Source organism: Lysinibacillus sp. GW823-FHT06C08, from assembly GCF_058795135.1.
Map to the genome: position 1 here is coordinate 73355 of NZ_JBXAHN010000001.1, position 19496 is coordinate 92850.

Genomic DNA, 19496 nt, shown 5'->3' on the forward strand with positions numbered 1-19496 from the left:
TATGTATCCGCAGCAAGTTCATGAGTATTTAAAGGGATTTTTCGCCGAAAATGAATGCCCTATTTTAGGGGAAGAGAATCATTCTTTGACCGTGCAGTTGACGGTAGATATTGATAAAAGGATTATGAATAGACCATTTTATTGGCAATATATAGAGGCAACTAATAGTGAACCAAACCCAGCTCAAGTGACCTTTATTACAGATCAGACAGCTATGGCCGGTAACTTGTTTGGTGAAGTTATTCATTATGGCTCACCACGGTTAAATCAGCTTTTTCATGCGACAGGAGAACTAGGTGCCTATGTCCAATTATTTGAAAAAGTTGATCATGCAATGGGGCAGGTTATCCTTACTCCATGGCTAGGCGTTAATTTTAAAGTTTCCTATTGCTGTGATCGGACAAAAGAAATGATGTATTCATTTGGTATTAATTTATTAACGGGTGTTATCAAAGAGAATTTTCATGAATCGATTTATGCCTCAGATTATGACTCCGAACCAGCAGAGAATGTTTTTCATGTGCAATATATAATAAAACCAGTACGTGCTCTTGAAAGATTAAATGCAGCAGTGGAATCCATTATTGAAAAGGATGATCATTCGTGGGCCATTGAAGCGCAAAAGAGATGGCAACGTGATCAACGAGTATTGGATTATTTTTATGAGGATGTAGAGGATAAACCGGAATGCTATGAAATTGAAAGAAAAGCATTAGAGGAGCAATACGAATCTAAAATTAAAATTGACATTATTAATGGAGGATTATTTTATCTCTTTTAAATGAGGAGCTGTCCCTAATAAGACAGCTCCATATTTTAATTGTCTTCCACCAGGCTTTGTAGCTGCGCCAATTTATTGTCCCAGAATAAATGAAAGTATTGGAGCCAATCCTCAATTTCCTTTAAACGCTCACTATGCAAAGTGTAGATCTTTTCGCGACCTTTTTTTTGAGCAGACACAAGCTCTGCCTGTTCTAAAATTTTTAAGTGCTTCACAACAGCTGTTCGACTAATCGCAAAATGCTCTGAAATATTAGAGATAGGTCTATCACTAGATGCAAGTAGCTTTAAAACATTTCTTCTTGTCGGATCTGCAATTGCCTGAAAAACGTCATATTTAATTGCTTCTTGGATCATTAGGCTTCTGCAATTTCTTTTAATTTATGGTGGATGATCATTGTCCAGCCGCCATCCATTTTTGTGCGAATAGCTTCAGTAGCAGCGTTAGCTTTAGGAATAATATGTGAAGCTTCCTTCCAGCCACCATGTGTTAAGGTAAATTCTGTTTGTTCTCCAACTTCTTTTAGCTCAAAAGTAACGAACCAACCATCCTCATCCCAAGCAAATCTTAGAAAATGTGGCGCATCTACACGTTCAACTTTACAGGGTGAAGGACCAAACGGCGATTGAATCGTAAATTCATGTCCCTCAATAGGTTGAAAATCATTGGGCATAAACCAAGCAGCAATTTTTTCTGCAGTTGCTACAGTATCCCACACCTTTTCTATAGGTGCATTAAGTGTAATTGTTTTAACAATATCGGGTAATTTTCCGCTCATGTGTCAATCTCCTTTATAGATAAAATGTAACCATTAGGTGTTATGAATATATAACACCTAATGGTTGTATGTCAATGTTAAAAGAAAAAATTTAGTATCTTTCTGTAAGGAAGTACATATGCTACAATTATTTTTATAATTTTCTGACAGAAAGTAGGAGAGCAAAATGGTGAACATCTCTGTTTTCTTAGTTATGTGCATTTTACTCATAATTTTACCTGGTCCAGATACAGCTATTGCGACAAAGAATACCTTGATTGTAAGTAGAAAAGGTGGCTTGCAGACTATTTTAGGGTCTTGCGGTGGTTTATTGATTCATACGTGCGCAGCTGTCATTGGGCTTTCCGCTATTATTGTGAAGTCAGCTTATGTGTTTGCTGCATTAAAGTATATTGGTGCATTTTACTTATGTTATTTAGGTATTAAAACATTGTGGACCTTACGGACAATTCGTGCACAATCACCCGAAGTGCAGGATGAAGCTAATATGGATCATAAGTACTCACATCAATCATGCTTTAAGCAAGGGTTCCTCACTAATGTGACGAATCCGAAGGTGGCTGTATTTTTCCTAACATTTCTTCCTCAATTTGTGGATGGAACGAGTGGAACATTCCTACCGTTTTTAATGATGGGATTAATATATACAGCTTTAACGATGTTATGGTTTGTATTTTATGTCTATCTATTAGATCGCATTAGTGCATTTATGAAAAGGCCAACTACTAAGGCAGTAATCGAAGGATTGACGGGTGCTGTGTTAATAGGATTCGGCATTAAATTAGCATTGGAAAAGGCCCACTAATAGTCAATACACCACTATATTTAGATGTAAAAATCTAATGATAGGTGGTGTATTTTTTTGTTGAAGAGGTGTGTGGAAAATAAAGGAATATCTTCTGGATGATAGTTGTAGTTTCCGTGCACTTATTTTTTCAAGAAGGATTACCATAGATGAAGAAGAATTAATTACTATAAGAGAATTTTGCTGAGACTTTCATCAAAAAGAATAAATGGGGAAGATATTTATGGAATTACGAGATTTAAAAGCATTTATGTCTGTTGTCGAGCATGGTAGCTTTACGAAGGCTGCGAATGAAACATTTGTATCTCAGCCTTCATTAAGTAAAAGCATAAAAAAATTAGAAGATACATTGCATGTAGAACTATTGAATAGATCTACACGCAATGTCGAGCTAACAGATGCAGGTAGTATTGTTTTTAAACAGGGGCAAAAAATCATGCGTTCCGTTCAAGACCTGCACATTTTACTAGATGATTTATTAAATATAAAGACAGGCTCCATCAAGCTAGGGATTCCACCTTTAATTGGGACATTATTTTTTCCGAAAATGGCTAGAGAATTTCATCAACAATATCCTGACGTGCATTTGGAGCTTGTTGAACGAGGTGCAAAAACGGTGGGTACGTTAGTAGAAAACGGTGATGTTGATATGGGGATTGTCGTTCTACCGACGGATGAAAGGAAGTTTTCCGTTCAGCCATTTGTAGAAGATCAATTTTATGTATTTATAAATGAACTACACCCATTAGCTCAGTTTAACGAAATACAATTGCAGGATTTAAAAAATGAAACCTTTATTATTTTTGCTGAGGAGTTCGCTTTACATGATTATGTGATTAAATCATGTGAAAGTGTTGGATTTTCACCAAATATAGGCTATAAAAGTTCGCAGTGGGATTTGATAGTTGAACTGGTCTCATCAAATTTAGGAATAACATTACTGCCATATTCTATTGCTACTAAGCAAACAAATAATAATGTCAAAATGATTCCCTTAGCTAATTTTGACATGCCTTGGCGTTTGGGGATTATCACCAAAAAAAATACATATCAATCGTATGCCTTAAAACAGTTACTTAATACGATACGTAAGTAAGAAATATAGCGATTTATTCTATTTTGGAATAAGTGGTATTCTAATTAATTCCTTTACTTGTAAAATGTTAATAAGGTAGAATTTTTCTTAATAAACGAGCAATTTTAGGGGGTTTCGAGATGGAGGATGGGAAAGTGTGGGGTTCATTTGAAGAAGCGGTTGCTGATATTAAGGATGGAGATATGTTAGCAGTAGGAGGATTTGGTCTATGTGGTATACCAGAAAAGGCTATTGCAGCTTTAGTGCAAAAGGGCACCAAGGATTTAACAGTAGTCAGTAATAACTGCGGTGTAGATGATTGGGGCTTAGGCTTACTATTAGCGAATAAGCAAATAAAAAAAATGGTTGCCTCTTATGTAGGTGAGAATAAAATTTTTGAGCAACAATTTTTAAGTGGTGAGTTAGAGGTAGAGTTAACGCCTCAAGGAACACTTGCTGAGCGCCTACGTGCAGGAGGAGCAGGGATTCCAGGGTTTTATACAGCTACTGGAGTTGGTACGCCCATTGCTGAAGGCAAAGAAGTAAAGGTTTTTGATGGGAAAGACTATATATTAGAAAAAGGAATTACTGCTGATTTTGCTCTAGTTAAAGCATGGAAAGCAGATAAGTTAGGTAATTTAGTGTATAGAAAAACATCACGTAACTTTAATCCACTAGCTGCAATGGCAGGTAAAATTACCATTGCTGAGGTTGAAGAAATTGTAGAAGTTGGCGAGTTAGACCCAGATCATATCCATACACCAGGAGTTTTCGTTCAACGTGTTTTATTGGGTGAAAATTATGAGAAACGTATTGAGCGTTTAACAGTGAAAAAGGGGGAAGCGTGATGGCTGATACAAGACAAAGAATCGTAAATAGAGCAGTAAAAGAAATTCAAAATGGCATGAATGTAAATTTAGGTATTGGTATTCCAACTTTAGTTGCCAATGCTATTCCAGCCGATTATGAAGTACTTTTACAATCAGAGAACGGATTACTTGGCATCGGTCCTTATCCAGTTGAAGATGACGTAGATCCCGATTTAATTAATGCTGGGAAAGAAACGGTGACAGCTATGCCAGGTGCCTCATTTTTTGATAGTGCAGAATCATTTGCTATGATTCGCGGTGGCCATATTGACCTTGCTATTTTAGGCGGTATGGAAGTTTCAGAGAACGGGGATCTGGCAAATTGGATGATTCCAGGGAAAATGGTCAAAGGAATGGGAGGCGCCATGGACCTTGTAGTAGGAGCAAAAAGAGTCATCGTCGTTATGGAACATGTTAATAAAAACGGTGAATCCAAAATAAAAAAACAATGTGAACTCCCATTAACAGGTAAAGGTGTTGTCCACCGGTTAATTACAGACTTAGCTGTATTTGATTTTACTAAAGATGGGATGCAGCTTATTGAATTAGCAGAAGGCGTTACTGTAGAGGAAGTAAAAGCAAAGACTGCGGCTTCGTTTCATGTAGCTTTAGCACAATAATTTCAGACTTAGGACTGTTTTCAACGTGGTTGTATCATCCTATACTCGTTTAAAAAGGGAGAGTTTCGGATGGACCAACAATGGACAAATGAACTAGCAGTTGCACAGGTCAGAGTAGCAAGGCCAACAGATCAATTAAAAGTAATTGAACGATTTTATTGTGAGGGTATAGGTTTAAAGAAAATTGGGTCTTTTTCTGGGCATCGTGGCTATACAGGAATAATGATTGGTCTTCCAAATGCACACTATCATTTGGAATTTACAGAACATGTTGAAGGGAGCCCTTGTCCTGCTCCAAGTAAGGATAATCTGTTAGTGCTCTATATTCCAAACAAAGAAACCATTGATAGCATTACTAAACGCTTATCACGAATGGGGTACCCTGAAGTAGAGCCTGAAAATCCATATTGGATGCAGAAGGGTATTACTATTGAGGACCCTGATGGCTGGCGCCTTGTATTAATGAATACAGAGGGCATTTAAACAGAAGAAGGAATGCACGAGCTATAATCGTAGTCTCGTGTTTTTTTTGTCAAAATAAATACCCTATATAGTATATAATTTATAAGGGGGGTATTTATATATGCAACGAATTAAAACTTTGGATAGTTGGAAAGAAGTGTTAGAACAATCTCACGAAATGCCATGTCTTGTCTTAAAATTTAGTCTGACATGTATAAGTAGCATTTCAGCTTTAAAGGAGTTCAAAGCATTAGCGACAGAATTACCTAAATATGTAGTCATTGTCCAAAAGGAACGTGATGTTTCCAACGCCATAGAACGTGATCTACAGGTAAAGCACGAATCACCGCAGTTTATAATTTTGCAGGGTGGTAAAGGAATTTGGCAAGCAACCCACTACAAAATAAAACAGTCTCTTTTAGCGGAGGGACTTAGCCTATATGTGAAATAAACAAAAGATACCCCTTCATACATGGAGGGGTATCTTTTGTTTCAATAAAATTAATCCTCTAAAGCTTCACTTTCATGATAATTCGTTGCAGTTGACTCGATATCAACCTGTAAATAATTGGCCCAATCTACTTTATGATAATCCTCTTCACTAAAATAAATATTCAATACTTCTGTCATGGTTTTATCTCCATTTGGTTCAGTAAGTGGAGCATACCAAGTAACAGCAGGTGTCTTCACATCTTTCAGCTTGGACAAATCAGCAAAAATTTTAGTGGAGTCCTTCAGCATCTGACTTTTCGAACCTTCTGTCACATCCGTATCTTGTATTGATATTGTGACAACACCTTTGGATTCTTCAACCGTGAACTCATTTTTAACAATTGCTCCGACAATATCTTCAACGGAAGTATTTTGATCTACTGCGACCTCTTTTGGATCGTCACTCTTTCCGCAAGCTGTTAGAAGCAGTGAAGCAAATACCATTACATACATTAACTTTTTCAATATCATTACCTCCCTTGTTACTCCATATATGCGCAAATTGGAAGGGAATTATACAAAATATGAGAAGGTTGTATGCACTTTTTAAAACTAGGATTTAAAACGGTAGATGAACATGTCCTTTTTGAGGGGTTTAGAAATAGGATAATTAAAATTGAAGATATAGCAGGTGCTTTAGGGCAAATGCGTATGTGGGATTTAGATACATTTTTCAAACATAAAAAAGCACCTTAACCACATTGGCTAAGGTGCTGTAAAAGTAAATGTAATATAAAAAGCCGCGTATGCCGTAGTTATTATAGAAAGTTTTAAACCACCACTCCTCAAAGTGGGTGTTCGCAGAAGTTTTCCTGCTTATCCTCATGCACCGTAGTGTGAGGCCCGTCATTCCAACTCCAATAATAAAACTCCCTTTTACAGCTTAAAGGTTAAAACTTAATATTATACGAACAATGCAGCCTTTATGGATATATTAAAGCATGATCGACAAACATGCAAGTAAGATGATTGCTTGAAATAAGTCAATGGGCAGGTGTCCCAAATTATGCAATACGTAACGACAAATACCTTTAGAAAGGAACTGGAGCTTCATATTATTTTCACAAATACGAACAAAAAATACGAACAACCTTTGCTTATTATGGACGACTATGTAAAGATAGGAGCATATAGAGGATTTATCTAGCAAAAAGTAAAAGGAGGAAGCAGAAATGGCAGCTTATCCAAATTGTCCAAAATGTAATTCTGAATACACATATGAGGATGGAACGAATTATGTATGTCCTGAATGTGCGCATGAGTGGAGCATGGACGCAACGGAATCAGAAACAGATGCACTTGTTGTCAAAGATGCAAATGGTAATCTGTTAGCTGATGGTGATTCAGTTACGGTTATTAAGGACCTAAAGGTAAAGGGGAGTTCTTCCACTTTAAAAATAGGAACGAAGGTAAAAAGCATTCGCCTTGTAGAAGGGGATCATAATATTGACTGTAAAATTGATGGCTTTGGCGCTATGAAATTAAAGTCAGAATTTGTGAAAAAAGCATAGTGAATTGAAAAAGCGTCTAAACTCACACGAATGTTTAGACGCTTTTTTTATTAGTATTTATTTTAAAAATTTTGCGTAATAAAATGGCAAAGGCCGCACCTACTAAGGCAAAAATCGTATGTAAGAGAGCGATATAGCCTGCTCCCATCAAAAGTGTCCCAAATTCTGTTAAGGAGTAGGTGGTAATATAGAGCTCATTCGTAAGGTTGTCGATAATCGCCCAAACAAATACAGGCACAGAGCTAATGATAAAAACAATCCAAATGTTTTTATAGAAAAGGTAAGACAGACAACCGAAAATGGCATACGAAATGACAAAGCCCATTTGATTGCCAAGTAACGATGAATTAATGGCAAACATGAAAGAAAGTACAATAAATATAAGATGAAAAAAAGATAACGTTTTTTTCATCGGTATGTATTCTTTTTGAATTGGTTTTGAGCTAAAGAGCTGCTGACAGTGCGAACAACTTGCTAAATGCTGCTCTACATATATTAATGTTGGTGCTTGGAGCATTTGTTTCTTATATAACGGTAATAAATCTTCTACAATTGGGCAATCTTCTGACAAAACTCTCCCTCCATTCAATTACCTTTCATTATACGATTTTTTAGAGGAAATAAAAAAAGCCTTCCTGAACTTTTCATTCGGAAAACTTGTACATGCACCTGACTATTTGGCTGTTAGTACTTCATTTGTTAATGCTTGAATATCAATATGGGTTTTTTCCTGTACGGCGTCTTTTAATATTTCAGTGCGGAAATATTGGACAGTTGCTTCAAGTGGAATGGCTAAAAGCTTCGATAAGGCATTTTGATACATATAGACGAATTCTTTGTCAGTATTACCTCGCTTTAATTCTGCAAAAGCTTCATAAAATTGGTCCAGCTTATCCGCAAATTCAAGTAGACGCCCTTCTATCGTACTATCCTTGCCTTCTTTCATGCGCTCAAAGAAAATGGCTTGAAATTCCTCTGGGATTTCATTGCTAATAAACTTTTCCATCATCTTTTCTTCCACATGTGCTAGCATTTGCTTGAGCTCGGGGCTAGCATGTTTTACTGGGGTTTTAATGTCACCAATAAAAACTTCAGCAAAGTCATGATTAATTGTTTTTTCATATAAAGATTTCCAATCAATCTGTACGCCATTCATTTCTTCTAATGTCGCGAAAAACATCGCATATTGTGACACTTTCCAAGAATGGGCTGCCACATTATGTTCTTCAAATTTGAATCGCCCAGGGCAACGAATAATTCGTTCTAAATCATTGAGGCTTGTAAAAAATTGATGAATTCCTATAAAAATCACTCCTTTTGTTCTATAAGTGCATGTTACTATAAACAATACCCTCTTTGTAAGATTTTCAAACAATTTAACAATGATTCAATTTGTGTTTACAAAGGATTCACAATTATCGAATAAGCAGACGAAGGTTGAATGCTATAATGTAGGGGACTGATGAAAAGGGGAGTACACATCATGTTTTCCATTTATACGCTTCTTCTTTATATACATATTTTAAGTGCGGTTCTTTCGATTGGGCCATTGTTCGTTGTGTTAACGATTGTAAAAAAAATGCGTACAGCTTCAAATGGTGAAATGCCACCATATATAGAAACTTTTAAAGGGGCTATTGCCATTGTCAAACATTCAGGACATGTACTTGTAGTATCAGGTATTTTACTAATGTGGCATGCCGGTTACCATTGGAGTACTTCGTGGATTGTTCTCACTTTCCTCGTGATGCTTGCATCCATAGTATTTTTAGCCAGAGCGTTTAAACCAACATTACGGACTTTTAATACACCAGCATATAATCACCAACGATTTGTTGCTCTATTGCAGCGTAAGACGTGGATGTACATTTTGCTATTGCTCATTATGTTATGGCTAATGGTGGCAAAGCCAATTGTTTGGTAACGAGTCCTTTATTATTGAAAAATCGCACCCCGAGGAGTGCGATTTTTTTAGTTTACTAAACGTTTGAAATAGCTTTTTCTTATCCATAAATAACTGATGAGGAACAGCACAAAGAAACAACAAGAACTGGCAATGGAAACTTGTAAAAATGCTGTAGAGACCATTGTACGCATAGCTAATAAAATAGTAAGTAATAGCAAAATTGCTATTGTGAACGGTACAAATATAAGAATGGCCAATTCCTTTGCAATAACAGAGGCTAATTCTTTTTTAGACAGTCCTAGCTTACGAATGCCCATATATTTTTCTTTTTCCTGTAACAATGTTGTTTGTAAATAGAAGTAAAGTATACTCATGGCTGCACTTAAGAAAATTAAACTTAACATAGAGCCAATGAAGAACATAACGCTTTTAACAAACATTTCCGAATCATATAAGTTGATTTTGGATGTAACGTAACGTTCACCAGGTAAGGATGGTATATCTTCGGTAATGGTCTTTGCTAATTCTGTATGAGCTGTCCAATTTTCTAATTCATAAATATAGGTTTTATAAACAGGGTAATCAATCGACTGATAAATAGAATCTGGCACAATGAAGTAAGTTTCCTGAAACCCTGTAGATAGTAGGTTCTTTTCGTTAATTTCAGCGAGTTTGAATGATTTTATATAACGGTCACTAGCATTGTTGGTTATCGGTGCTATACCATGATTCCCAGCAACCGCAATAAATTCGTTTTTATTAAGGTGGATTTCCTTTTGCTGTAGCAGATTGTAATCAGATAATGACATATAGCCAAGGCGTTGATTTTCATCTGATTTAAATTCAATAAAATACTTGTTTGCTTTTACTGTTGCTAGCTTCGTTTCAAGTTTGTCTAAATCCTCCTTTATTAAACTGTCTTCAGCTTTTGGGTCCGCGATATATTGCAAGCTATACGGATAATTTCCTTCACTATCTTTCTGAACATTGTAATAAGAGCTAAACAAAATGCTTGTACATAGGAATACGCCACTTAACAATATGGTAATTAGAAATAGCATATTTGCATGGGATTTCATTTTTGCATTTAAATTTGACGCTAAAAGCATATTTGTTTTGCGAAGGTAAGCGGGAGACTTCTCAAATATTTCCAGAAATAGACGTAAGCCTTGAGCAATGACTAAATAAATCGTGCTAATAATGCTAGCGAAAAATAATAAATAAAAGAAAACACTTAAAGACTCTACAATGGCATGCTCAATATTTAGTAAATAAGCTAAAAGGGCGGTCATTACTATGCTAGCAGCTAATAAAATATAATGTGGTTGAATTGATTTTTCGATAACAGTATCACTTGTTAAAAGCTGTATGGAGGCTTCCTTATTAATCAATTTAGTGACGATTTTGGAAATTACCATAAATAAGATTAAAAATAAACCTATTGTTAAACCAATTGCCTGCAGAGGTATATACATACTAAATGTTTCTGCTTTTAACACTACTTTAGCGGCCATCAAGAACAGGGGAGTCATGACAAGACCGAGAACGATTGCTGCAATAATCGCCATAATTCCAATGAATAGGTTTTCGCGGAATATTAACTTTCGTACTTGTTTCATGGAAGCCCCTGTAATCATAAAAATGCCAAGAGTTTTAGACTTTTTGCGTAAAAATGCCATGATCGAATAGATGATATAAATAAATGAAAATAAATAAACAAGCATACTAGCAAGCATTAATGAAATGCCAAGTGTTGAGTCAGGATCTAGGCTTTTTAAGCTGGGATGAAAGACGATTACAGAAAATAAAAAGAATATAATGATGGAAAACATACTGCTTAGAAAATAAGACACATAAGTCCATTTATCTCGTAAAATATTTTGGATAACAATGTGGTTAAAGGTCATGTTGCCCACCACCTAGAAAAGCAAGAGTGTCCATAATTTCTTGATAAAATTGCTTGCGATTGTTGCCCCGATGTATTTCATTATATAATTTTCCATCCTTGATAAATATAATACGATTGGCAAAGCTTGCTACGTAAGGATCATGTGTCACCATGAGAATGGCAGTTTGTAGTTCTTGATTGATGGAGGTAAATAAGTCCATCACATCATTGACGGCTTTTGAGTCCAGATTCCCTGTAGGCTCATCTGCTAACAATAAGCTAGGTTCATGGATAACAGCACGAGCAATAGCTACTCGTTGCTTTTGCCCACCTGAAATTTCATAAATCCGTTTCGGTAATAGCTCCTCAATTCCAAGAAATTGCGCTACATGCTTTAAACGTTGACGCATTTTGGCGCTAGGTATGCTATCTAATGTTAGCGGCAATAAAATATTTTCCTTTACCGTTAACGTATGAACAAGGTTAAAATCCTGAAAAACAAAGCCTAATTCAGAACGTCTAAATTTTGCAAGGTCCTCATCATTTAAAACATAGGGATTTCTATTATTAATAACAATATCTCCAGCAGTGGGGCGATCAATGGTGGATACACTATTTAAAAATGTTGTTTTCCCACTTCCGGAGGGCCCCATGACTGCTACAAACTCCTGTTGCTGTAACTGGAAATCAATGCCTTTTAATGCCTTGTAGGTAATCTCCCCGATATATTCTTTTTGCAAATTGGTCACTTGAAGAATGATGTTTCCCAACTTGGAACAACTCCTTTAAATTAATTTGATAGCTATAGTATAAAAAAGGAGCGATCAATAACCCATTTCACTTGATGACGGGAATATGACAAAGTTGTCATATTCATTTTATAAGACTGCTTGAGAAATTGATGGAAAACTTAGTGTGATCATGTGAGGATTGCAAGGTGAATGGATGGTCTAGTATCGTTAAAACCTTTTTCACTAAAAATAATCCTATGCCTGTTGCTTCTCCATTTGTTCGTCCTTTTTTGCCCGTATAAAACAAATCAAAGACACGAGAAATTTCGTTAGTAGGGATTGTCTCACCACGGTTATCGATATGCAAAAAGTCGTTGTCATAATCAATATGGACAGTGCTTGCAACTTCACTGTATTTGACAGCATTATTTAATACTTGATACAGAACAACCTTTAACCATTTACGATCGGAGTATATCATTTGATCTTCTGCCAGCGTTAATTTTGGGAAAACCTCTTTTGTAATAAAATAATCTTTCAAATCATTCACGACTTCTTTTACAAGCTCTTTTAAAAGAATAGGCTCAATTTTTAAATCAGCTACTAAGTTTGAACTACGCTCATACGTTAATAGTTGATTGAGTGTAAATGTCAGCTTATCACATTCTTTACTAATGGTTTGCCATTGCTGTAATTCGTTAGAAGTCATGGTGGACGCTGATTGTGTAAGTAATTGAATAACAGATAGCGGTGTTTTCATTTGATGTGCAAAATGTGATAATACGAGATGCTTTTCCTCCGCTTGCTCCTCTAATTGTTGCTGTTGCGTTAAATGTAAATATTGCATTTGTCTTAGTTTTTCACTATAGGTTTGTTCGATTGAAGCTTGGGGCTCATACAGATGAAGGTCGTCCCTCGATAGATCTTCTTTTTCTAAGTGTGTATATAGTCGTCTCCTTCGGTAATAACGGCCAACAAGCCAAAGGATAAATAGAAAGCTAACGAGAAAAATAAAATAAAAATAATGCGCTGTTAAATCATCTAATGCTTGAATCATCCAAGGTAAGAGTAGGAAGCTGATACCATAAAGAATAATAATACTCATATGATCTTTAAAAAACAGCTTCATTTTTCTTCCTCCACAAGTTGATAACCTAGGCCGCGAATGGTTTTAATTTCAAGCTGAGAGTGGATAGCTTCGAATTTTCTTCGTAGACGACCAATGTTCACAGATAATGTGTTTTCCTCCACAAAGGTTTCATCATCCCAAATAGCACTTAATAGTTTTTGGCGAGCTACAACATTTGGATAGGCTTCGAACAGTAGTTTACTGAGCTGCATTTCTTTTAAAGTTAGCAGGCTCTCATTGCTATCTGTTTGGAGACGGACTGTGTCTGGGTTTAATGTGGTATTGGCTATTGTAATGGTGGATGTATCAAAGGAAGCATACTCACCATATGTACGCCGAAGTAAACCATTCACTTTTGCCATAAAGACATCTAGTGAAAATGGTTTAGTAATAAAGTCATCAGCACCATTTTCAATACCATATACTTGATCGATATCATTGACTCTAGCTGAGACAATGATGATTGGACAAGTGGAAAGCTGACGAATTTTACGTGACCAAAAATATCCATCAAAGGTTGGGAGATTGATATCCATAATGACTAAATGTGGTTGGATGTCATTGAACTCTTCTATGATGTGCTGAAACTGTTGCACTGTATGGCATTCAAACTGATATTTCGATAAATGTTCGACAATCAGTGAAGCTATATTGCTATCGTCCTCTATTATGTATATTTTGTACATATCTATCGACCCTTCCTTCGCTCTTTACTTTATAATGTACCCTTTTACCATAAATCTATAGAAGAATTGTACCTTGGAACATCAAAAAAGAGCTACCACAAACTTACTTGAAGCTATTTTTAAATAAATTTCCTGTTAGACCTTTAGAATTATAAAGAATACTTTAAGTGTGAACAGAAAGAACTAATCGAGATGTATGCTTTCTTTGAATTCAAGCGCTTTACTCAATAAAGTAAAAAATACCCAGCTGTTAAGTTTTCTTTAAGAAGTATGACGTATGATGATTGAATAGATATATTAAATTTTAAGTTAAAACATAGATAAGATTTAACGAAAAAATCATCTCAATGGGAGAAATGATCTATTGTGGGTAAATTCAAGTTAAAGTTATCATTTCTTATTGTTTGTATGACAATAATGGTTGTACTGGCGACATCTGGTGTTAGTATTTGGAGTAGCTATCAAAGTTTTAACGAAATTTTGATGGAACATTTTATGCAAGATACATACGTAAAGGGATCTTCTGCAATTAAAGACGGCTATCTAGAGGACTCGATGAAGGAAGATATTACATTAGAACCATTTTTGGAACAGGTAGCTTCAAATGAAAAGATTATTCCTTTTAGCCTGTTTCTTAAAAAGGTTTTTGTCCCTATCGTTTTAGTCATTGCTATAGTAGTGGTGCTCGCTATATGGCTAGCATTAAAAATAGTACGCCCCCTAAATGAGCTTTCGACCATGATAGAAGCTGGCGAAAACGGGCAGGGGAAAGAACATATTGCTGATTGGTATGATGAAGCAAAGTTGCTGAAAAAAAACGTACAAAATATGATGATTTGCGCAGAAAGTAAAATTACTGATTTAACGGATCAATTAAATTTAGACTCATTAACAGGTATTCCGAATCGCAGAATAATGGATCAAACTCTCCATGAATTAATTATTAATAAAGTTCCGCATTCAGTTATCTTAATTGATCTAGATGATTTTAAAAGTATAAACGATACGTATGGTCATACCGTGGGGGATGAAGTATTAAAAGCTTTCGCTCATCATATGCAGCTAAATATGGAGGAGCAAGGTATGTGCTTCAGGTATGGCGGAGAAGAGTTTATGATTATTTTGCCTTCAAGGAGTATAGATGAAGCGGTAGAACTTGCAGAAAGCTTGCGGGTTAAACAGGCCTTACAGGAAACTGCGTGTGGTAGACCTGTTACAATGTCCGCCGGAATTACTGCTTTTACACCAAATGTACAGAGCCCAAATCAATTGATAGAAATTGCAGATCATGCTCTGTATAAAGCAAAACAGTCAGGGAGAAATTGTTTATGTGTAGTACGGAATATGAGACAAATGATTATTAAATCATGAGTAAAAGCATGCTGGCTTTCTACACCAGCATGCTTTTTTGTCGTCACTCTTGGTTGTTGTTTCCTTCATAGGCAAAACATTTAACTTAGACAATAGAGTACGTTTAAAAGAACGGTAAATTTTTATAGCCTCTGCTCGGTTCCCAATATTAGCATAGTGCTTGATTAATTGCTGGACAGCTTGATCGGAATATGGATTTAACTTTAAATCTATAAGTAACGAACGTTCTAGGTTTTTGACATCCTGAACTTGTTCATAATAATGGGCTAGTTCTTTCAGTAATTGAGTAAATAATTTATTCATCAAATTTGCTTTACTAGCAATCGGGTAGGCCATCGTAGCCATAAATTCTCCACGATAGTCTTGAAGAAGTGCTTCAGCCCTTTCGATATCCAATTTTCCGGTTTGTTCTTTTTTATTCAAAATAATCTCTAAATCATTAGCGTCACATTGAATATGGTCTAATGTTAAAATATAACACCCGTTTGTATAATCGATTACCTCTAAAAAGCCCTATGCTGAAAGGGAGGAGCGAAGGTATGAGACGGTGGTATGCAGTTGAAGCCTTGCTTTATTAAAATCAGTATAATAACTCCATAGATTATCAATAATAGTGTCACGAGGCACAGGGGTATTGAGATGTAAAAAAAGTAGTGCAAACAATTCTTTCGTTTTAATAGTCCGCCAATGAGAGGTTTTCCTTCATAGGAAACAACAAATTCTCAGAAGCATTTTATTTTTAGCAATGGCTCTGAATGAAATCATGTTGGCAATGACGTTATTTTTGGCTCAAGAAGATCCTCAACCCTTTGAATAGTCGTCGCTAAGCGAGATGTTGAAACGGGCTTTAACAGGTAATCATTGAATGTAGTTCAAAGGCTTGAACAGCACAGTCTCGGTAGGCTGTAACAAAACAATATAGATGCTCTCATTCCACGATTTTAATAGTACGGCAATGTCTAATCCATTCATACTTTTCATTTCAATATCTAGAAATGCTACTTGAAAGTCCAAGCTCGGTCCCTCTATAAGTAGATCTTTTACAGATGTAAAAGTTTTAATAACCTCAAACCTATCAAATTTTTGCAAGTGTTTCTCCATACTAATAAGTGCTAAAGGCTCGTCGTCCAACAATATCGTCCGAATCAAAATAAAAAACACGACCTTTCATTTCAGTTTAGAGGTTATTAGATTGAGATATCTATCCTTTGTATGGATGTGTTAGGATTTGCTGCTGAGGTAAATGCTCAGTAATTTACCTCAGCAGACATATTTAATTTCCATGCATGTTGCCATGTTTACCTCACGATTTGAAAATGGTTTTGGATGAATTCTCAATTTTTTATGTCATCTATTTCTTCTTTTATTGCCCGTAAATAGTAAATATCTAATATAAAAAATACTAGTCTAAACGATGGTTTTTCCATCTAATTGGACGATTTGTTAAAAAAATAATCTAAATTGTATAATTTTCCGTTTTTATAGTAATAATTCCTAATATCAGGCAGACAGTCCTGAGTTATTAATTTGTAAGCTTATTGTTGCTTGCATACTAGATTATTTGACTCTAGCGTGCTAACAGCAGACTTGCAAAAAATAATAAAATATTGGAGGTATTACTAAACATGAAGAAGAAAGCTTTAGCTTTAGCAGTAACATTGACCGTTGGTTTGAGCCTATATGCCAGTCCTTCCTCTGCGAAAGACAATTCCGGCAATATTCTATGGGCACTCCCTCAAATTTATAATTTAACCGTTGGAGAATTTCAACAATTGGCAGAAATGGATTCGTTTTGGTTTTATCCAGAGCAAGATTTAGTGAAGGACACATCAAATACAGAAAAAACATTGGAAGATGAATATGTCATTAAAGGCGGTGACACATTATTTTCAATCGCACGTAAAAACGATATAACAGTTGATGAATTAAAAGCATGGAATAACCTTGGTACAGATTTGATTTTTGCTGGTGAATCTTTAGCTATAAAAGCTTCGGCAGCTAAACCAAAACCTAAAACATCAGAAGCAGTTTCGACAAGGGTGGTGGCTTCAACAGCAAAAACGAAACCTGCGAGCGCTCCATCAAGTGGATCTGGTAGAACGTTAACAATGCGTGCTACAGCCTATACAGCCTATTGTGAAGGATGCTCGGGAATAACAGCGAATGGAACGGATATTCGATCTAATCCAAATTTAAAGGTAATTGCGGTTGACCCTCGTGTCATCCCGCTTGGCTCAAAGGTATGGGTAGAAGGATATGGTGAGGCGATTGCAGCTGACACGGGCGGAGCTATTAAAGGAAATAAAATTGATGTCTTTATTCCTACCGAGGGACAAGCTCTTCAATGGGGCGTCAAAACAGTAACCGTCAAAATTTTAGACTAAAACATGAAGGGATTTCTCATAGGAGAGATCCCTTTTGTGCATGTAACGACCTCGGTAAAATTAATAAAAAGTGCATAAGTATTGATTAACTTGGAAACCATCAGAAATAGAGGAGGTATTTTTATGAAAAAAATTAGCTTAATTAGCCTTTCTTTATTAGTTTTAGTTGGTGGTTGTAGTTTCTTTGATAAGAAAGAAGAAAAAGTACAAGTAAATGCATCATCCCCATTAACAGCTACTGCAAAAGTCATTGGTGCAAATAACGAAAGTTATGGGAACGCGTATTTTCAGGAAGAAGATAATGGTGTAATGATGACCCTGGCATTATCAGGCCTACCACCAGGTACACATGGAATTCACATTCATGAAGTAGGGAAATGTGAGCCCCCTAAGTTTGAATCGGCTGGTGCGCACTTTAATCCGACCAAAAAAGAGCATGGTAAGTTAAATCCAAATGGTTATCATTTAGGGGATTTACCCAATCTAGAGGTTGGTGACGATGGCAATGTCGATTTGAATTTCTTAGCAGAAGGGCTAACATTACAAAAAGATCAACCAAATTCGTTGTTAGACAGTGACGGAAGTTCAATTGTTATTCATGAATCAGCAGATGACTATAAAACAGATCCAGCAGGTAACTCTGGTGCAAGAATTGCTTGTGGCGTTATTCAATAGAATAGAAACTGTATCCAATCATCATTGGATGCAGTTTTTTTAGTTTTCGTTATTTATATGCACTTTTTATACGGTTTTGAATTTAGAAATTATATGTTTTTTATAGGTAAAAAAAGGTTAATTAAATAATAAACTATTTTTGAAAATTAATAGTAATGATCAACAGTTGTATAAATATAATATTCAGAATTTACTATAAAATAATTGACACAATAATACTTAATTTGCTAATTTTATATAGATTGTAATTATTATACTCAATGAGGGGGAGAACGATGGAGAAGAAACAATTTAGATGGTTGCTTTTATTAAGTGCGTTTGCACTTATGATTTTAGCAGCATGTGGGACAGATGGCGGAAGTGGCTCTAAGGATACGGACGAGAATGCTTCGGAGTCATCCGAAAAGCCCAAGTTTTTAAGTCTATTAACAGGTGGAACACAAGGTACTTATTATGCACTTGGAGGTACATTTGCTGATCTCATTACGAAAGAAACAGATATTAAAACAACTGCTGAGGTGTCTCAGGCATCTGCTGCCAATATGACTGCTTTGCAAGAAGGTAAAGGCGAAATTGCATTTGTTCAAACGGATATTGCTTACTATGCTACGGAAGGAAAGCTTATGTTCGATGGAAAGAAAATTGATACAATTTCAGCTTTAGGTGCCCTTTATCCTGAAACAGTCCAATTAGTTACTACAGAAGCAACAGGTATTAAGACTTATGCGGATTTAAAAGGGAAAAAAGTGTCTGTAGGGGCACCTGGTTCTGGTACTTATGCGAATGCCGAGCAATTACTAGAGATTCATGGCTTAACAATGGATGATATTAAAGCTCAAAATTTAGATTTTGGGGAGTCGACAGATGGACTTCAATCAGGTCAAATTGATGCGGCATTTATTACTGCAGGTACACCAACAGGTGCAGTTGAAGCGTTAAATGCTACAACGAAAGTAAATATAGTTGGTGTAGATGCAGGTAAAGCGGATGAATTAATTGCTAAATATCCTTATTATGCAAAGGATACAGTAAAAGCAGGGACTTATGGTATTGCAGAAGATACAGAAACGGTTTCAGTTCTTGCTATGCTAGCAGTGAAAAAAGAACTACCAGAGGATGTTGTCTATGCTATGACAAAAGCTATCTATGATAATACTGATAAGATTTCTCATGATAAAGGTAAATTTATAAAAGCTGAAACAGGCTTAGATGGTATAAGTATTGACATTCATCCAGGTGCTCAAAAATACTTTGATGAGAAGAAATAGTCTAAACTATCACTAAAATATGAAGGGGCTCGAATTGCGTAAAGCTTCGAGTCTTTTTCCTACTA

At 35.8% G+C, this 19496-nt stretch carries 25 protein-coding genes and 1 other RNA gene; 14 read left to right on the forward strand and 12 right to left on the reverse strand.

Translation table 11 applies throughout. From position 1 onward, the window contains the following. Window position 1: 1 nt before the first annotated feature. Entirely contained in the window at window positions 2-781 is a 780-nt protein-coding gene (locus AC1Q6O_RS00355) for a YqhG family protein (protein WP_008176300.1), read from the forward strand. A gap of 35 nt (window positions 782-816) precedes the next feature. Here the strand turns inward: AC1Q6O_RS00355 and AC1Q6O_RS00360 are convergent, their stop codons facing one another. Together AC1Q6O_RS00360 and AC1Q6O_RS00365 are read right to left on the reverse strand one after the other, a co-directional pair. Beyond that, window positions 817-1137, reverse strand: coding sequence for an ArsR/SmtB family transcription factor (locus AC1Q6O_RS00360; protein WP_036222843.1), 321 nt, complete (start codon window positions 1135-1137; stop codon window positions 817-819). Beyond that, complete coding sequence (locus tag AC1Q6O_RS00365) at window positions 1137-1559, reverse strand: SRPBCC family protein (protein ID WP_008176296.1); 423 nt, start codon at window positions 1557-1559, stop codon at window positions 1137-1139. Before AC1Q6O_RS00365 ends, AC1Q6O_RS00360 begins: the two co-directional genes overlap by 1 nt. A 166-nt stretch (window positions 1560-1725) precedes the next feature. Here AC1Q6O_RS00365 and AC1Q6O_RS00370 point away from each other — a divergent pair, with 166 nt between their 5' ends. From AC1Q6O_RS00370 to ytxJ, 6 genes are all read left to right on the forward strand, one after another. Continuing rightward, entirely contained in the window at window positions 1726-2364 is a 639-nt protein-coding gene (locus AC1Q6O_RS00370) for a LysE family translocator (protein WP_492400859.1), read from the forward strand. Window positions 2365-2587: 223 nt separating this feature from the next. Further along, window positions 2588-3460 carry a LysR family transcriptional regulator gene (locus AC1Q6O_RS00375; RefSeq protein ID WP_427422316.1) on the forward strand — a complete coding sequence of 291 codons (873 nt, stop codon included), beginning with the start codon at window positions 2588-2590 and terminating at the stop codon, window positions 3458-3460. A 119-nt stretch (window positions 3461-3579) separates the two neighbouring features. Next, window positions 3580-4287, forward strand: a complete 708-nt coding sequence (locus AC1Q6O_RS00380; RefSeq protein WP_492400860.1) for a CoA transferase subunit A — start codon at window positions 3580-3582, stop codon at window positions 4285-4287. Continuing rightward, on the forward strand, window positions 4287-4928 hold the full coding sequence (locus AC1Q6O_RS00385) for a 3-oxoacid CoA-transferase subunit B (RefSeq protein WP_402797033.1): 642 nt from the start codon (window positions 4287-4289) through the stop codon (window positions 4926-4928). The genes AC1Q6O_RS00380 and AC1Q6O_RS00385 overlap by 1 nt, the downstream gene beginning before the upstream one ends. Window positions 4929-4997: 69 nt before the next feature. Then, complete coding sequence (locus AC1Q6O_RS00390) at window positions 4998-5411, forward strand: VOC family protein (protein WP_492400861.1); 414 nt, start codon at window positions 4998-5000, stop codon at window positions 5409-5411. 100 nt (window positions 5412-5511) lie between these two features. Beyond that, entirely contained in the window at window positions 5512-5841 is a 330-nt protein-coding gene (ytxJ, locus tag AC1Q6O_RS00395; protein WP_008176284.1) for a bacillithiol system redox-active protein YtxJ, read from the forward strand. Window positions 5842-5891: 50 nt separating this feature from the next. Here the strand turns inward: ytxJ and AC1Q6O_RS00400 are convergent, their stop codons facing one another. After that, window positions 5892-6353, reverse strand: coding sequence for a hypothetical protein (locus tag AC1Q6O_RS00400; protein WP_237068742.1), 462 nt, complete (start codon window positions 6351-6353; stop codon window positions 5892-5894). A gap of 66 nt (window positions 6354-6419) precedes the next feature. On the opposite strand from AC1Q6O_RS00400, the gene AC1Q6O_RS00405 reads away from it, so the two are divergent. Then, window positions 6420-6578 carry a hypothetical protein gene (locus AC1Q6O_RS00405; protein WP_492400862.1) on the forward strand — a complete coding sequence of 53 codons (159 nt, stop codon included), beginning with the start codon at window positions 6420-6422 and terminating at the stop codon, window positions 6576-6578. A gap of 37 nt (window positions 6579-6615) precedes the next feature. Here the strand turns inward: AC1Q6O_RS00405 and ssrS are convergent. Next, a non-coding RNA gene (gene ssrS / locus AC1Q6O_RS00410) (6S RNA) lies at window positions 6616-6808 on the reverse strand. A 246-nt stretch (window positions 6809-7054) separates the two neighbouring features. Here ssrS and AC1Q6O_RS00415 point away from each other — a divergent pair. Next, on the forward strand, window positions 7055-7393 hold the full coding sequence (locus AC1Q6O_RS00415) for a zinc ribbon domain-containing protein YjdM (protein ID WP_008176276.1): 339 nt from the start codon (window positions 7055-7057) through the stop codon (window positions 7391-7393). A 34-nt stretch (window positions 7394-7427) separates the two neighbouring features. On the opposite strand, the gene AC1Q6O_RS00420 is transcribed toward AC1Q6O_RS00415, so the two are convergent. Continuing rightward, window positions 7428-7964: a zf-HC2 domain-containing protein gene (locus AC1Q6O_RS00420; RefSeq protein ID WP_492400863.1), complete on the reverse strand. Its 537-nt coding sequence runs from the start codon at window positions 7962-7964 to the stop codon at window positions 7428-7430. 102 nt (window positions 7965-8066) lie between these two features. After that, window positions 8067-8705, reverse strand: a complete 639-nt coding sequence (locus tag AC1Q6O_RS00425; protein WP_008176273.1) for a YfbR-like 5'-deoxynucleotidase — start codon at window positions 8703-8705, stop codon at window positions 8067-8069. Between the two features lie 171 nt (window positions 8706-8876). Between AC1Q6O_RS00425 and AC1Q6O_RS00430 the strand changes: the two genes are divergently transcribed. Continuing rightward, on the forward strand, window positions 8877-9317 hold the full coding sequence (locus AC1Q6O_RS00430) for a DUF2269 family protein (RefSeq protein WP_008176271.1): 441 nt from the start codon (window positions 8877-8879) through the stop codon (window positions 9315-9317). A 47-nt stretch (window positions 9318-9364) separates the two neighbouring features. Here AC1Q6O_RS00430 and AC1Q6O_RS00435 read toward each other — a convergent pair whose 3' ends face one another. The 4 genes from AC1Q6O_RS00435 to AC1Q6O_RS00450 form a co-directional block, all read right to left on the reverse strand. Continuing rightward, the gene (locus tag AC1Q6O_RS00435) at window positions 9365-11206 is read right to left on the reverse strand and encodes an ABC transporter permease (RefSeq protein WP_492400864.1); all 1842 of its coding nucleotides are present in this window, start codon (window positions 11204-11206) and stop codon (window positions 9365-9367) included. Further along, complete coding sequence (locus AC1Q6O_RS00440; protein ID WP_008176267.1) at window positions 11196-11957, reverse strand: ABC transporter ATP-binding protein; 762 nt, start codon at window positions 11955-11957, stop codon at window positions 11196-11198. Before AC1Q6O_RS00440 ends, AC1Q6O_RS00435 begins: the two co-directional genes overlap by 11 nt. A gap of 103 nt (window positions 11958-12060) precedes the next feature. Continuing rightward, window positions 12061-13047: a sensor histidine kinase gene (locus AC1Q6O_RS00445; RefSeq protein WP_492400865.1), complete on the reverse strand. Its 987-nt coding sequence runs from the start codon at window positions 13045-13047 to the stop codon at window positions 12061-12063. Next, on the reverse strand, window positions 13044-13733 hold the full coding sequence (locus tag AC1Q6O_RS00450) for a response regulator transcription factor (RefSeq protein WP_090002413.1): 690 nt from the start codon (window positions 13731-13733) through the stop codon (window positions 13044-13046). Before AC1Q6O_RS00450 ends, AC1Q6O_RS00445 begins: the two co-directional genes overlap by 4 nt. 366 nt (window positions 13734-14099) lie before the next feature. Between AC1Q6O_RS00450 and AC1Q6O_RS00455 the strand changes: the two genes are divergently transcribed. Then, window positions 14100-15104, forward strand: coding sequence for a GGDEF domain-containing protein (locus AC1Q6O_RS00455; protein ID WP_089985933.1), 1005 nt, complete (start codon window positions 14100-14102; stop codon window positions 15102-15104). On the opposite strand, the gene AC1Q6O_RS00460 is transcribed toward AC1Q6O_RS00455, so the two are convergent. Continuing rightward, window positions 15099-15527: a bacterial transcriptional activator domain-containing protein gene (locus tag AC1Q6O_RS00460; RefSeq protein WP_253734871.1), complete on the reverse strand. Its 429-nt coding sequence runs from the start codon at window positions 15525-15527 to the stop codon at window positions 15099-15101. The two genes, AC1Q6O_RS00455 and AC1Q6O_RS00460, sit on opposite strands and share 6 nt — an antisense overlap. A 435-nt stretch (window positions 15528-15962) precedes the next feature. Beyond that, on the reverse strand, window positions 15963-16265 hold the full coding sequence (locus AC1Q6O_RS00465) for a response regulator (protein ID WP_255250259.1): 303 nt from the start codon (window positions 16263-16265) through the stop codon (window positions 15963-15965). Between the two features lie 464 nt (window positions 16266-16729). On the opposite strand from AC1Q6O_RS00465, the gene AC1Q6O_RS00470 reads away from it, so the two are divergent. From AC1Q6O_RS00470 to AC1Q6O_RS00480, 3 genes are all read left to right on the forward strand, one after another. Continuing rightward, window positions 16730-17488: a 3D domain-containing protein gene (locus tag AC1Q6O_RS00470; protein ID WP_008176257.1), complete on the forward strand. Its 759-nt coding sequence runs from the start codon at window positions 16730-16732 to the stop codon at window positions 17486-17488. A gap of 123 nt (window positions 17489-17611) precedes the next feature. Next, window positions 17612-18163, forward strand: coding sequence for a superoxide dismutase family protein (locus AC1Q6O_RS00475; protein WP_008176255.1), 552 nt, complete (start codon window positions 17612-17614; stop codon window positions 18161-18163). A 275-nt stretch (window positions 18164-18438) separates the two neighbouring features. Next, window positions 18439-19431: a TAXI family TRAP transporter solute-binding subunit gene (locus tag AC1Q6O_RS00480; protein WP_089985935.1), complete on the forward strand. Its 993-nt coding sequence runs from the start codon at window positions 18439-18441 to the stop codon at window positions 19429-19431. Window positions 19432-19496: the final 65 nt, after the last annotated feature.

What these genes read in the sequence shown, in the direction of transcription:
- AC1Q6O_RS00355 (WP_008176300.1), top strand. Translation starts at nt 2, where the DNA reads ATGTATCCGCAGCAAGTTCATGAGTATTTAAAGGGATTTTTCGCCGAA.
- AC1Q6O_RS00360 (WP_036222843.1), bottom strand. Translation starts at nt 1,137, where the DNA reads ATGATCCAAGAAGCAATTAAATATGACGTTTTTCAGGCAATTGCAGAT.
- AC1Q6O_RS00365 (WP_008176296.1), bottom strand. Translation starts at nt 1,559, where the DNA reads ATGAGCGGAAAATTACCCGATATTGTTAAAACAATTACACTTAATGCA.
- AC1Q6O_RS00370 (WP_492400859.1), top strand. Translation starts at nt 1,726, where the DNA reads ATGGTGAACATCTCTGTTTTCTTAGTTATGTGCATTTTACTCATAATT.
- AC1Q6O_RS00375 (WP_427422316.1), top strand. Translation starts at nt 2,588, where the DNA reads ATGGAATTACGAGATTTAAAAGCATTTATGTCTGTTGTCGAGCATGGT.
- AC1Q6O_RS00380 (WP_492400860.1), top strand. Translation starts at nt 3,580, where the DNA reads ATGGAGGATGGGAAAGTGTGGGGTTCATTTGAAGAAGCGGTTGCTGAT.
- AC1Q6O_RS00385 (WP_402797033.1), top strand. Translation starts at nt 4,287, where the DNA reads ATGGCTGATACAAGACAAAGAATCGTAAATAGAGCAGTAAAAGAAATT.
- AC1Q6O_RS00390 (WP_492400861.1), top strand. Translation starts at nt 4,998, where the DNA reads ATGGACCAACAATGGACAAATGAACTAGCAGTTGCACAGGTCAGAGTA.
- ytxJ (WP_008176284.1), top strand. Translation starts at nt 5,512, where the DNA reads ATGCAACGAATTAAAACTTTGGATAGTTGGAAAGAAGTGTTAGAACAA.
- AC1Q6O_RS00400 (WP_237068742.1), bottom strand. Translation starts at nt 6,353, where the DNA reads ATGATATTGAAAAAGTTAATGTATGTAATGGTATTTGCTTCACTGCTT.
- AC1Q6O_RS00405 (WP_492400862.1), top strand. Translation starts at nt 6,420, where the DNA reads ATGCACTTTTTAAAACTAGGATTTAAAACGGTAGATGAACATGTCCTT.
- AC1Q6O_RS00415 (WP_008176276.1), top strand. Translation starts at nt 7,055, where the DNA reads ATGGCAGCTTATCCAAATTGTCCAAAATGTAATTCTGAATACACATAT.
- AC1Q6O_RS00430 (WP_008176271.1), top strand. Translation starts at nt 8,877, where the DNA reads ATGTTTTCCATTTATACGCTTCTTCTTTATATACATATTTTAAGTGCG.
- AC1Q6O_RS00435 (WP_492400864.1), bottom strand. Translation starts at nt 11,206, where the DNA reads ATGACCTTTAACCACATTGTTATCCAAAATATTTTACGAGATAAATGG.
- AC1Q6O_RS00445 (WP_492400865.1), bottom strand. Translation starts at nt 13,047, where the DNA reads ATGAAGCTGTTTTTTAAAGATCATATGAGTATTATTATTCTTTATGGT.
- AC1Q6O_RS00450 (WP_090002413.1), bottom strand. Translation starts at nt 13,733, where the DNA reads ATGTACAAAATATACATAATAGAGGACGATAGCAATATAGCTTCACTG.
- AC1Q6O_RS00470 (WP_008176257.1), top strand. Translation starts at nt 16,730, where the DNA reads ATGAAGAAGAAAGCTTTAGCTTTAGCAGTAACATTGACCGTTGGTTTG.
- AC1Q6O_RS00475 (WP_008176255.1), top strand. Translation starts at nt 17,612, where the DNA reads ATGAAAAAAATTAGCTTAATTAGCCTTTCTTTATTAGTTTTAGTTGGT.
- AC1Q6O_RS00480 (WP_089985935.1), top strand. Translation starts at nt 18,439, where the DNA reads ATGGAGAAGAAACAATTTAGATGGTTGCTTTTATTAAGTGCGTTTGCA.